At 44.3% G+C, this 13111-nt stretch carries 10 protein-coding genes; 8 read left to right on the forward strand and 2 right to left on the reverse strand.

From position 1 onward, the window contains the following. Nucleotides 1-10: 10 nt before the first annotated feature. Nucleotides 11-1183 (reverse strand): isovaleryl-CoA dehydrogenase, encoded by a 1173-nt coding sequence (locus IEV39_RS02855; protein ID WP_005287035.1) that lies wholly within the window; start codon nt 1181-1183, stop codon nt 11-13. A 148-nt stretch (nt 1184-1331) separates the two neighbouring features. Between IEV39_RS02855 and IEV39_RS02860 the strand changes: the two genes are divergently transcribed. The 5 genes from IEV39_RS02860 (at nt 1332) to IEV39_RS02880 (ending at nt 7485) form a co-directional block, all read left to right on the forward strand. Further along, nucleotides 1332-1949 carry a TetR/AcrR family transcriptional regulator gene (locus tag IEV39_RS02860; protein ID WP_005231201.1) on the forward strand — a complete coding sequence of 206 codons (618 nt, stop codon included), beginning with the start codon at nt 1332-1334 and terminating at the stop codon, nt 1947-1949. A 109-nt stretch (nt 1950-2058) separates the two neighbouring features. Further along, on the forward strand, nt 2059-3753 hold the full coding sequence (locus tag IEV39_RS02865; protein WP_005287030.1) for an AMP-binding protein: 1695 nt from the start codon (nt 2059-2061) through the stop codon (nt 3751-3753). A gap of 74 nt (nt 3754-3827) precedes the next feature. Then, a complete protein-coding gene (locus IEV39_RS02870) occupies nt 3828-4502 on the forward strand; it encodes a class I SAM-dependent methyltransferase (protein ID WP_005287027.1) in 675 nt (224 codons plus the stop codon). 237 nt (nt 4503-4739) lie between these two features. Beyond that, nucleotides 4740-6026 carry a DcaP family trimeric outer membrane transporter gene (locus tag IEV39_RS02875; protein ID WP_005287024.1) on the forward strand — a complete coding sequence of 429 codons (1287 nt, stop codon included), beginning with the start codon at nt 4740-4742 and terminating at the stop codon, nt 6024-6026. Between the two features lie 91 nt (nt 6027-6117). After that, on the forward strand, nt 6118-7485 hold the full coding sequence (locus IEV39_RS02880) for an MFS transporter (RefSeq protein WP_005287021.1): 1368 nt from the start codon (nt 6118-6120) through the stop codon (nt 7483-7485). Between the two features lie 74 nt (nt 7486-7559). On the opposite strand, the gene IEV39_RS02885 is transcribed toward IEV39_RS02880, so the two are convergent. After that, a complete protein-coding gene (locus tag IEV39_RS02885; RefSeq protein WP_005287017.1) occupies nt 7560-8480 on the reverse strand; it encodes a LysR family transcriptional regulator in 921 nt (306 codons plus the stop codon). A gap of 96 nt (nt 8481-8576) precedes the next feature. On the opposite strand from IEV39_RS02885, the gene aptA reads away from it, so the two are divergent. The 3 genes from aptA to IEV39_RS02900 all read left to right on the forward strand — a co-directional run bounded on the left by aptA (nt 8577) and on the right by IEV39_RS02900 (nt 13072). Next, on the forward strand, nt 8577-9959 hold the full coding sequence (gene aptA, locus IEV39_RS02890; protein WP_167510602.1) for an omega-aminotransferase AptA: 1383 nt from the start codon (nt 8577-8579) through the stop codon (nt 9957-9959). 62 nt (nt 9960-10021) lie between these two features. After that, nucleotides 10022-11584, forward strand: a complete 1563-nt coding sequence (locus IEV39_RS02895) for a CoA-acylating methylmalonate-semialdehyde dehydrogenase (protein ID WP_005287011.1) — start codon at nt 10022-10024, stop codon at nt 11582-11584. Nucleotides 11585-11680: 96 nt separating this feature from the next. Further along, nucleotides 11681-13072 carry an amino acid permease gene (locus IEV39_RS02900; protein ID WP_005287008.1) on the forward strand — a complete coding sequence of 464 codons (1392 nt, stop codon included), beginning with the start codon at nt 11681-11683 and terminating at the stop codon, nt 13070-13072. The last annotated feature ends 39 nt before the right edge of the window (nt 13073-13111 follow it).

Consider the following 13111-nt stretch of genomic DNA (forward strand, 5'->3'; position numbering starts at 1 on the left):
TTGTTTATTATTATTTGGTTTCATTGAACAGTTCGCGGCCAATCAGCATCCGGCGAATTTCAGAAGTGCCTGCACCAATTTCATAAAGTTTGGCATCACGCCATAAACGGCCAGCAGCGTATTCATTGATATAACCATTGCCGCCTAAAGTCTGAATGGTTTCACCTGCCATCCATGTGGCTTTTTCAGCTGCATATAAAATCGCACTTGCTGCATCTTTACGTAAGCTACGGTCATGATCAGCTTTGTCACAGGCTGCACCCACGGCATAGACCAGTGCTTTACATGCCAGCCAGGTGGAATACATGTCGGCCAGTTTGCCTTGCATAAGCTGGAATTCACCTAAAGCCTGACCAAACTGTTCACGTTCATGTAAATAAGGAATCACCACATCCAGACAGGCATCCATAATGCCAAGCGGGCCAGCACTTAATACAGCACGTTCATAGTCCAGACCACTCATCAGTACTTTGGCACCGTTACCGACACCGCCCAATACGTTTTCGGCAGGTACTTCAACATTGTCAAAAAATAGCGGGTAAGTGTTAGAGCCACGCATACCCAGTTTGTCTAAATGGCTGCCATGACTAAAACCTTTCATGTCTTTTTCAATCAGGAAGGCGGTCATGCCTTTGGCACCTGCGTGTGGATCAGTTTTGGCATAAACCACCAGCACATCGGCATCACCGCCGTTGGTGATCCACATTTTCGAACCATTGAGAACAAAATAATCACCTTTTTGCTCGGCACGCAGTTTCATGCTGACCACATCGGAGCCTGCATTCGGTTCTGACATTGCCAAAGCACCGACAAAGTCACCTGAAATCAGTTTTGGTAAATATTTCTGCTTCTGTTGTTCGCTACCGTTCCGGTTAATCTGGTTAATACACAAGTTGGAATGCGCGCCATAAGAAAGCCCGATGGAGGCAGATGCGCGTGAAATTTCCTGTAGCACAATGATGTGTGCCAGATAGCCTAAATTGGTGCCACCGTATTCTTCAGAAACGGTAAGACCGAGCAGGCCCATATCACCAAATTTTTTCCAGAGCTGGGCCGGGAATAGATTGTCCTGATCAACTTGCTGGGCAATGGGTGCAATTTCCTTTGCACAAAATGCGGCTACTGAATCTTGTAGCGCAATTAACGTTTCATCCAGACCAAAATTCAAGCTACGTAAGTTCATTGTATCGTCATCCCATTGGTTATATTTGTTGTTCCAAAAAGCGTTGTTGTATGTGCTTAAGAAGTACCATACAATGATTTTTTGAAAAAGTGAATAGTGATTCATAAAATGATTTACAATTCATTTTATTTGGTAGAGAATAAAATTCATGAGCTATAAACGATCATCTTTGATGCAGGAGCGGATGGAACAAAATCGCAAAGCGATTTTGAGTTCAGCCAGAAAATTGATTTCGGAGGGAGGGTTTAAGGACGCACAAATACAAACCATTGCTGAGCAAGCAGGTGTTTCAAGTGGACTGGTGTATCGCTACTTTGATAATAAAAGTCAGGTGCTGATTGAAGTTTTATCCGAGGCGATTAATACCGAGCTATTGGTGATTGATTCGATTACCGAAAGTAATTTAAGCGCACAGCAGAAATTACATAAGGCCGTCACCAGCTTTGTAAAACGGGCACTGAATAGTCCTCAGCTGGCCTATTCACTCATGTTTGAACCTGTTGATTCTACAGTTGAACATGAGCGTTTCCGTGTGAAACAGCTGATTAAACAGAGTATTAAAAAAATCCTTGCAGATGGAAATGCAAGTGGTGAGTTTGTGCTGGAGGATCTTAATACCGCAGCGCTGTGTGTGGTGGGTGCAATGACCTATGTGGTGGTTGAACCTTTAGATCCAGCGCAAAATATCAAGTTTGATCAGCAGTATAAAAACTATTTTTCCAAGCAGATTGCTGACTTTTGTGTGGATGCGGTGCAGAAAAAGTAAGGCCAACAGCATCATTAGAATGACACAACAGGATGTTGGAAAAGTAGCTGTACTCAAAATAATTAGATGACTGAAAACAGAATTACAAAGAATCAAGGAGAGTGATTCAATGCAACAACAACGGTTAAGCTATGTTTCTGGAACCAGTTCTCAGCCCCTGTTGGGGATGACGATTGGAGAAAAATTTGATCAGGCCTGTGCGCAATATGCGGAGCAGGAGGCCATTGTCAGTGCTCATCAGAACAGACGATTGAGCTATAAGGCATTGCAGGATGAGGTCAATGCCTTTGCCTGTAGCCTGTTAAAACTGGGATTAAAAAAGGGCGATCGTTTAGCGATTTGGTCTCCGAACTGTGTGGAATGGACCGTGACGCAGTTTGCAGCTGCAAAAGCCGGCATCATTCTGGTTAATCTGAATACGGCTTATAAAAGCCATGAACTGGAATATGTGCTGAACAAGGTGGCCTGTAAAGGGCTGGTCATTGCAGCGCAATTCAAGACCACAGATTATCAGGAATTACTAAGTAAGATTGCACCTGAACTGGCATTGAGTACAGATAAGGTACTTCATTCAGCACGTTTACCGCATTTAAAATATGTGATCAAAATTGATGAACAGCAGCATAGCGGTATTCACCGTTTTAGCGATCTGGTCGGACAGCCGACACCCCAGCAACTCGAGCAGCTACATGCTTTAGCCCAGCATTTGCAGTTTGATGAAACCATTAATATCCAATTTACTTCCGGCACCACAGGGAATCCGAAAGGAACCATGCTGACCCATCACAATATTCTCAATAATGGTTATTTTGTCGGTGAAGGCATTGGTTTAACCCCTCAGGATCGGGTCTGTATTTCGGTGCCTTTATTCCATTGTTTTGGCATGGTCATGGGGAATCTGGCTTGTATTACCCACGGTTCAACCATGGTGTATCCAGCTGCCGTTTTTAATCCACTAGAGTCTTTAAAAACCATCCACCAGGAAAAATGCACCGCAGCTTACGGGGTGCCGACCATGTTTATTGCCATGTTAGAGCATGAGCAATTTACCGAATTCGATTTATCCAGTTTGCGTACCGGTATCATGGCAGGTAGTCCATGTCCACGAGAAATCATGCAGCGGGTCATAGACCGCATGCACATGTCTGACATTACCATTTGTTATGGCATGACCGAGACGTCACCGGTCAGTGTACAAAGTTATATTGATGATTCCATTGATAAACGGGTCAGTACAGTTGGACATGTACATCCGCATCTGGAAGTCAAAATTGTCGATCTGGAAGGCGAGATTGTTCCGCAAGGTGTGCTGGGTGAGCTTTGTGTCCGTGGCTATTCAGTCATGGCAGGTTATTGGGATGAGCCTGAAAAAACCAAAGAGGTCATTGATGCGGCAGGCTGGATGCATACCGGTGATATCGCAGAAATGGATCAAGACGGTTTTATCAAAATCAAAGGCCGCATCAAGGATGTGGTGATCCGTGGCGGGGAAAACCTGTTTCCTAAGGAAATCGAAGATTTCTTATATACTCATCCCGATATTTCGGATGTTCAGGTGATTGGTCTGCCAGACAGCCGTTATGGCGAGGAACTCTGCGCCTGCATTATTTTGCATGAACATCATCAATGTGATGAAGACAGCATTAGACACTTCTGCAAAGAACATATTTCACATAATAAAGTGCCACGCTATGTCAAATTCTTTGCTGAATTCCCCATGACAGCCTCAGGCAAAGCACAGAAATTTAAATTGCAGGAAATCATGCGTGCCGAGTTAAACCTGACAGCAGAAGTCTTTGATTAAAATTAAGCACGCTGGGATCACTCAGGATTTTAGCGATTGCTGAGTGCCATGTGACTAAAAAAACAGGGGATGAAATGGCCAAAGATTTTAACAGCCACAAAGTGGTGGAGCATTATGACCAGCATATTCGTTGTCTGATTCCGGGCTACGAGCTGATGCATCAGCAAGTCGATGCCATTTTACAGGCCAGTTTGAGACGGGATGCGCATATTCTGGTGGTGGGTTGCGGCACAGGTTATGAGCTGGAATATCTACTGAACAAGCATGCGAGCTGGTCTTTTACCGCTATTGATCCTTCTCTCGCCATGCTGCAAAAGGCTCAAGCGCAAATTCAGGCAATCGGGCAGCAAGCTCGCGTTAACTTTGTACATGGAGAGACAACTTGTTTATCCGAACTGCAAAGGTTTGATGCCGTACTTTGTATTCTCGTTGCTCATTTTATTGCGCATGAGAACAAGCCCGCTTTCTTTTTTGAGATGGCAAAACGCTTAAAAAGCAGTGGCATTTTATTGACCTACGATCTGATGCATTGTGAAGATACACTGCAAATGAAAGCCTTACCGTTGTTATGCCAGGCCAATGGACTGAGTGCAGCGCAGAGTCAGGCGATGATGGAACGTTTAGGACAGGATTTTTACACGCTGTCTTTCACGAATTATCAGCACCTGCTTAGTCATGCCGGTTTTAGCAATGTCCATGTTTTTAGCCAGACCTTGGCCTATCAGGGGCTGATTGCACAGAAAAATTAAGCTGATCAATGGCGATTGTCATGTTTGGACAATTCGGCTTTGGCTTGCTGTTGCCATTTAAGAATAGAAAGACCTCGCAAGGATTAAAACAGAGGAGGTGAAACCAAATAAATCAAATGGTGTTGATTTTTAAAATAAAAAATGTGCTGTGAAATTGCCTTTCAGGCAAAGGAAAAACACAAATAAACAATGATCTTAAAAGGTCGGGAAGATCTGCGAACAAGGAAATTGATTTAAATGGATAAGTTTATTTTAACGGTACAAAAAAGCCTGTTGGCACTGTCGGTTATAACGGTGATGTCACCTGTTTATGCAGCAACGGATCAGGCTGAAATTGCGCAACTCCGACAGGAAGTACAAGAATTAAGAGCGATGCTGCAGCAATATGTGCAGCAAAAAGCACCCGTACAACCTGCCACTCCAGTGGCTGTGACGGCTTCACCCCAAGTAACCGAGACAACAGCACCTAAGCTGAACCTGAGTAAAGGCGGTGCAGAGGTCAATTTATATGGTTATATCCGTGCCGATGCCTCTTATCAGGCCAAAGGTGCATCGACCATGTATAACAATATCAGTGGTGTGCCACTGGAGCACACGGCAGAGGAAGCGCAGCAAAAAGACCGTTTACACTCAACCGTCAATGTCACGCGTCTGGGGCTAAACTTTAAAACACCGAGTGTCGCTGGCGAAGTGGGCGGTAAGCTGGAAATGGATTTTTTTGGGGGTGCAACGCGGGATCAATTCCGTATCCGTCATGCGTATATCACCCTTGATCAATGGCTGATTGGTCAAACTTGGTCGACATTTATTGCACCTGAATACTATCCGGAAACGGTGGATGCCGGAACTTTTGTGGGAGGGGCCTTGCAACGTTCACCGATGCTGCGCTATAGCGATGAGCTCTCGGCAAACACCAGTTTTGCGGTCGCGATTGAAGATCCAAAATATATTGCAACTTCAGATCCGGACAATGAAATGCGTATGCCTGCCTTGGTGGGACGCCTCAATCATAAATTTGACAATGGCTCGTTATTGTCAGGCCGAACGTTTATGGCTGAGAAAAAAACCAGTACCGACAAGGAGTGGGCATGGGGTGTCGGGCTAGGGGGCAAATATCAATTGAGTCCGCAAACTTTCTTAAAGGCTGATTATTACCATGTCAAAGGGGATGGTCGCTTTCTGCTTTGGGCCAATAATAGTTATGTGATTGATGATCAAAATAATATTCAGAGCAACGAGTTCGATACGATTTCTGCGGGCATCACCCATCAGTTTAATTCCCAGCTGCGCTCCACTTTAGGTTATGGCTATATGAAGGCCAAGGATGACAATCGCTTTGCTGAAATCCAGAAAAGCAATCTCACCCAGAATAAAGAATTATGGCAGGGCTGGATTAATGCGATGTACAACCCGTACAAGCCAATCACCTTGGGCGTGGAATATGTCTATGGCGAGCGTGAAACCTTCGATGGCCGTAACGGGATTGATAATCGTGTCAACATGATGGCGAGTTACGACTTTTAATTAAGGATTTGAATAATATTGTTTTTCTTTAGGATGCACTATGTTTTTTTAAAAAATAAACAGGGATTTATCTCATTGAGGAGATGTATAAATGACGGATTCGAGGCTGAATGTCAATGCAATCATTGACCAGGCAAAATTTACCCCTTTTCACTGGAGTATTTTGCTCTGGTGTTTACTGATTATTATTTTTGACGGTTATGACTTGGTAATTTATGGTGTAGTTTTGCCTGTGCTGATGCAAGAGTGGTCACTCACAGCGGTACAGGCAGGTATGCTGGCCAGTACTGCGATATGTGGAATGATGATTGGTGGCATATTTTTTGGTGCTTTGGCTGATAAAATTGGTCGAAAAAATGTCATCTTGATTTGTGTGGCTTTTTTTAGTGGTTTTACCTTTTTAGGTGCTTTTGCATCAAGTCCCTTTGAGTTTGGTGCCTTGAGATTTTTGGCTGGTTTGGGTATTGGGGGGGTAATGCCGAATCTGGTGGCATTAACCTCTGAATATGCACCAAAGCGCATACGCAGTACCTTGGTGGGGAGCATGTTTAGTGGCTATGCGATTGGTGGAATGATTTCTGCATTGCTCGGCAGTTATCTGGTAGAAAGCCAAGGCTGGCAAATCATGTTCCTGATTGCAGGCATTCCCTTACTATTATTACCGATTCTATGGAAGTTCTTACCCGAGTCCTTAACCTTCTTGGTTAAAACTGGCAAGCCTGAGCAGGCTTATACCATTATCCAAAAAATCGCACCCGAACAAGCATTAAGCCGCAATACACGATTATATTTAAATGAAGATAATCTGGTGACAGGGAGCTCTGCTAAAGCACTATTCCAGCAAGGTCGTGCGCTAAGTACATTCATGTTCTGGGTATTATTCTTTATGTGCCTGCTGATGGTTTATACCCTAAATAGCTGGTTACCGAAACTGATGCTGGCAGCAGGTTATTCATTAGGCAAAAGTATTTTATTCCTGCTGGCGTTGAATGTCGGTGCCATGATTGGTGCGATCGCAGGAGGAATCCTTGCAGATAAATTCCATTTGAAGCCGGTGATTTTAACCATGTTTGTTGCTGGCGTTTTTGCGTTGCTAGGATTGGGCTATAACTCGCCAGTATATGTTTTATATGGTTTGGTGACAGTTGCGGGGGCAGCAACAATTGGAACATCAATCCTGCTTTATAGTTATGTCGCTCAATACTATCCTTTAAGTATTCGTTCCACGGGTATTGGCTGTGCTTCTTCAGTAGGGCGACTGGGTGCAGTTGTTGGACCAATTTTGACTGGAATATTACTGAGTTTAGGACTGCCACATAAACTCAATTTTGTGATGATTGCCATTCCAGCCATCATTGCGATCTTTGCTATATCAATGCTAAAACGGCACGAGTCGGATCATGGCAGTAAAATGACAGACAACTCCAAGATAAAGGTTGCAGAAACAGGCGAAGCTTAACCTGCATTATTAATCTCTGGAACAGGAAAGTCGATGGTCTTTGCAATTGGCTTTTTGCTTTGTCTAAAAATGCACTAACTTAGCGGTATAATTCTGGTTTTAAGAATATCCATAAATGCTTTTAACACCATATTGTAATTTTTGCCTTTATGGGTAATCAGGCAAATCGGGGTGCTATGATGGATGACCTGTTGCAGAACCGGTTGCATAAAACCATCATCGACCCATTTCTTGGCATAGTGATCGGGCAGGAAGCCAAGAAATTTCCCGGTCAGGATCATAAAAGCAATGCCTTCACGGTCACTGGCGGTGGCTGAACAGTCCAGAAGTTGATGTAGTTTCGATGCTTCTGCGGTTATCGCATAATTCGGCAGCACCGCTTGCCAGTTATTCAGATCCTTCGATTTGATTTCATCCAGATGATTAAACAAAGGATGATTTTTGCCGCAATACAGAAATGACTTTTCTTCATATAAATGCAAATAATCCAGTCCAGACAAGGGCGTCACCAGAGGAATCACGCCCGCGTGTAAACGGTTGTCCAGTACCCGGCATTCGATATCGGAAAGGGTGCTCATACTGATATTAATCACCACTTCTGCATTTTCTTCCGCAAGTTGGGCCAGCGTATTGGTGATATACAGACTGGGCATGGTCACCAGATTATTAATAATCCCGATATTAAATTCTCCCTTGAGCTGGTTGTGCATCTGGTTGATTTTGGCACGGAAGTCTTCAATCGAAGCCGTTAGAACTTCGATATATTCCAAAATTTCCCGTCCTTCGTCGGTGAGGGCAAAGCCAGCCCGTCCGCGTTGACACAGCCGAATACCCAAGCGATTTTCCAGATCACTCATGTGCAGACTGATGGCTGAGCGACTAATCCCAAGAATACTTTCAGCGGAACTAAAACTATGGCAGTCACAAACCGTTTTAAATATCTTAAGAAGTTTTATATCAAAATCAGTCACTTGATTTAATTTTTTCGGTTTCATTTAGTTTTGCTTTTTTATATCTAAACTCAAGACAATTTGAATTTATCAAAACTATTTGGCTCTGTACACTCCAGAGATAACCACAAAACAAGAAGAGTGATTATGTTTGATATCGATACCGCAAATGACCGTGATGAAGCATTGGAAGCAACATCGCCAAGCGCCCAGATGAACCTCAATTATCAAGCACACTGGATGCCATTTTCTGCCAACCGTAACTTCCATAAAGACCCCCGTATCATTGTGGGAGCAAAAGGTGCCTATTTAGTGGATAGCACAGGCCGTGAAGTCTATGATTCCTTGTCTGGATTATGGACTTGTGGTGCAGGGCATACTTTGCCGGAAATCCAGCAGGCGGTGAGCCAGCAGTTATCAAAACTGGATTATTCTCCTGGCTTCCAGTTTGGGCATCCCTTGTCGTTTCAACTGGCAGAAAAAATTATTCAGCACATGCCTGAAAAATTACAACATGTATTTTTTACGGATTCAGGCTCTGAGTCAGCTGATACTGCAATCAAGATGGCGCGTGCCTATTGGCGGATTAAGGGGAAACCCAGCAAGACTAAACTGATTGGTCGTGCTCGCGGTTACCACGGCGTCAATGTCGCAGGAACCAGCCTTGGCGGAATCGGAGGCAACCGTAAAATGTTTGGTCAGTTGATGGATGTGGATCATTTGCCTCATACCTTGCAACCCGACTTGAGTTTTACCAAAGGCTGTGCAGAAACAGGCGGGATTGAGCTGGCAGATGAAATGCTCAAGCTGATCGAGTTACATGATGCGTCCAATATTGCGGCTGTGATTATTGAACCTGTATCAGGCTCTGCAGGCTGTATTGTGCCACCCACAGGTTATTTAAAACGACTTCGGGAAATCTGTGACCAGCACGATATCTTGTTGATTTTTGATGAGGTCATTACCGGCTTTGGTCGTTTGGGGAAATGGACCGCAGCCGAGTACTTTGGTGTTGCACCTGATATTCTGAATTTTGCCAAACAGATTACCAATGGTGCAATTCCACTCGGTGGGGTTGTGGCAAGTCATGACATCTATGACGCGTTCATGCAGCAAGATTTACCTGAGCATGCGGTTGAGTTCACCCATGGTTATACCTATTCCGCACATCCGGTCGCCTGTGCAGCAGCTTTAGCCACACTGGATGTATTGGAAAAACAGAATTTATTGGCGCAATCTGCGGCATTGGCACCAAGCTTTGAAACGCTACTACACGAATTAAAAGGTGCACCACATATTCTGGATATCCGTAATTGTGGACTGATTGGTGCTGTACAACTGGCGCCACGCGATGGTGATGCCACGATCCGAGGTTTTGAACTTGGAATGAAACTTTGGAAAGCCGGTTTCTTTGTCCGTTTTGGCGGAGATACCTTGCAGTTTGGCCCAATGTTTAATAGCACCGAGGCGCAATTGTCAAGATTGATGAATGCGGTTGGCGATGCACTTTATCAGGTGAAATAAATTCAATTTTTAACTCAAAAGCACATCAATCGGAAGACATGATCCCATACAAGGAATAAGAGATGAATAACTTAGAACATTTTTCAAGTGAAACGACGCATAGCCATGACGGTCAAGCAGCACAGGAAACACAGGTGGTAGGACATTTTATTAATGGAAAGGTGGTGTCCAAGTCTGCCAAAAGACAGCCTGTTTATAATCCGGCAACGGGTGAAATCAGTAAAGTGGTTGAAATTGCAGATTCTCAAACGGTCAATGACGTAGTTCACGTGGCAGAGCAGGCTTTTCCGGCATGGCGTGATACACCAGTAATCAAGCGTGCGCGCGTGATGTTTAAGTTCAAACAGTTACTGGAAGAAAATGCTGAAAAAATCTGTGAATTGATTGGACAGGAGCATGGCAAGATTTCCCATGACGCGAAAGGGGAACTGCAACGCGGCATTGAAAATGTAGAATATGCCTGTGGCGCACCAGAGTTACTCAAAGGTGAATATTCAAAAAATGTCGGGCCAGATATCGACTCGTGGAGTGAATTTCAGCCTTTAGGTGTAGTTGCAGGCATTACCCCGTTTAATTTCCCCGCAATGGTGGCGTTGTGGATGTTCCCGATGGCACTGGTCTGTGGTAACTGTTTTGTATTAAAGCCTTCAGAAAAAGCACCGTCAGTCGTCTTATTCCTGGCTGAATTACTAAAACAGGCGGGCTTACCCGATGGGGTATTTAATGTGGTGAACGGCGACAAAGAAGCGGTTGATACCTTATTGAACCATCCAAAAATTCAGGCGGTCAGTTTTGTCGGTTCAACCCCTATTGCTGAATATATCTATCGTACAGCTACCGCAGCAGGTAAGCGTTGTCAGGCATTGGGTGGTGCAAAAAACCATGCCATTATTATGCCAGATGCAGATATTGATAATGTGGTGACTTCATTATTAGGTGCTGCTTTCGGTTCTTCCGGCGAGCGTTGTATGGCGCTTTCAGTCGCCGTGGCGATTGGTGATGAAGTTGCAGATATTGTGATTGAGAAGCTGACCCAAGAAATGCAGAAATTGAAATTTGGGCATTATGCCGATAGCAATAATGATTTTGGCCCCTTGATCACGCAAGCCCATAAAGATAAGGTGCAAGCCTATATTCAGAGTGCAGAACAGCAAGGTGCAAAAATTGTGGTCGATGGCCGTGATGCCAAACCTGCTGGTTATGAAAATGGTTTCTTTGTTGGGCCGACCTTGATTGATCAGGTCACACCGAAGATGACCAGCTATCAACAGGAAATTTTTGGGCCAGTATTGCAAGTGATGCGAGTGGATACCATGCAGCAAGCCATGCAACTGATCAATGAGCATGAATATGGTAACGGGACCTGCATCTATACCCGTGATGGTGAAGCCGCCCGTTATTTTAGCAGTCATATCCAGGTCGGTATGGTCGGGATCAATGTGCCTTTACCCGTTCCGGTGGCCTATCATAGCTTTGGTGGCTGGAAGCGTTCATTATTTGGTGATCTGCATGCTTATGGCCCGGATGGCGTGCGTTTCTATACCCGTCGTAAAACCATTACCCAACGCTGGCCTTCTGCGCAAGTCCGTGAAGCCAAACAGTTCGCGATGCCAACTTTAAATTAATTTTTGCATCAAGGGAAAACCTGAGTTTTCCCTTTTTCTTTGGATAGGAATTGAAACATGTCGTGAACCAACCCAAATTATTTTAAGGAATAAAATATGGATAGCGTTAAAACAAAAAAATTAGGCGAAGGACTTTCAAATCGCCACATTACAATGATTAGTATCGGCGGTGTGATTGGTGCAGGTTTATTTGTCGGTTCATCGGCGGCGATTGCCAAGGCAGGCCCTGCAGTGATTCTAGCCTACCTGACCACCAGTATCATGGTGTTTCTGGTGATGCGTATGCTCGGAGAAATGGCGGTATTGGAACCCGATACCGGATCATTCTCAACTTATGCACGGAAGGCGATAGGTCCCTGGGCAGGATTTACGATTGGCTGGTTATATTGGTGGTTCTGGGTATTGGCGATTCCTGTCGAAGCGATTGCGGGTGCGCAAATTTTATATTCATGGTTTCCTTATTTTTCGGTTTCCACTTATGCCTTCTGTTTTATCGTTTTTTTAAGTCTGGCCAACTTTTTCAGTACCAAAAGTTTTGGTGAATTTGAGTTCTGGTTCTCTTTAATCAAAGTGGTTGCGATTATTGGATTTATTATCATTGGTATATTAGCGATTTCCGGGTTCTGGCCTTTAGCGCAAAATGTCAGCGGTGTTGCCAATTTATACAACAATTCGGGATTCATGCCACATGGTGTTGGCGGCATTTTAGCCGCAATCCTGATTACGGCATTTTCATTTTTCGGTGTGGAGATTGTGTCGATTGCAGCAGCAGAATCGTCTAATCCGCAACAGAAAATAAGACGGGCCACCAATCTGGTGCTGTACCGTATTATCCTATTCTTTGTGGTCTCGATGTTTATCGCGGTCGCCTTGGTCGACTGGCGCTCACCCGACTTGCAAAAGTATGGCACTTTCCAGTATGTCCTGATGAGCCTGAATGTTCCCGGAACTAAACTTATTATTGATGCGGTCGTATTTATTGCAGTCGCAAGCTGTATGAATGCGGCGATCTATACCTCCTCGCGTATGTTATTCCGTTTAGGCACCCGTCATGAAGCACCGAGCAAAGTTACCCATATCAATTACGCAGGTGTGCCTGCAGTTGCGGTGTTCTCCTCAACATTTATTGGCCTCATTTGTTGTGTCATCAATTATGCATTTCCAGGCAAGGTGTTCGGGTTGTTACTCTCCAGTACCGGTTCAATTGCCTTACTGGTCTATCTGGTGATTGCTTTTTCACAACTACGCCTAAGAACAAAACTGGAGCAAGCTGGCTTGGAAGTGCCATTTAAAATGTGGTTATTTCCGTGGCTAACCTGGTTCGTGATCCTCATTATCCTGAGTGTATTGGCTTATATGTTCTTTTCACCGCAGTATAGTTATGAAACCACCTTATCCTTAAGTGTCACCATAGGCGTGGTGATTTGTGGACTGATTGTGACCCGAAAGAAGAAAACCACTAGAACTGTGGTGATGCATCTGGATTGATATCAAGAGAAGCAAAATAGAACCTTGTCTTGATCGGCT

Source organism: Acinetobacter courvalinii, from assembly GCF_014635545.1.
In the GTDB taxonomy this organism is placed as follows: Bacteria; Pseudomonadota; Gammaproteobacteria; order Pseudomonadales; family Moraxellaceae; genus Acinetobacter; species Acinetobacter courvalinii.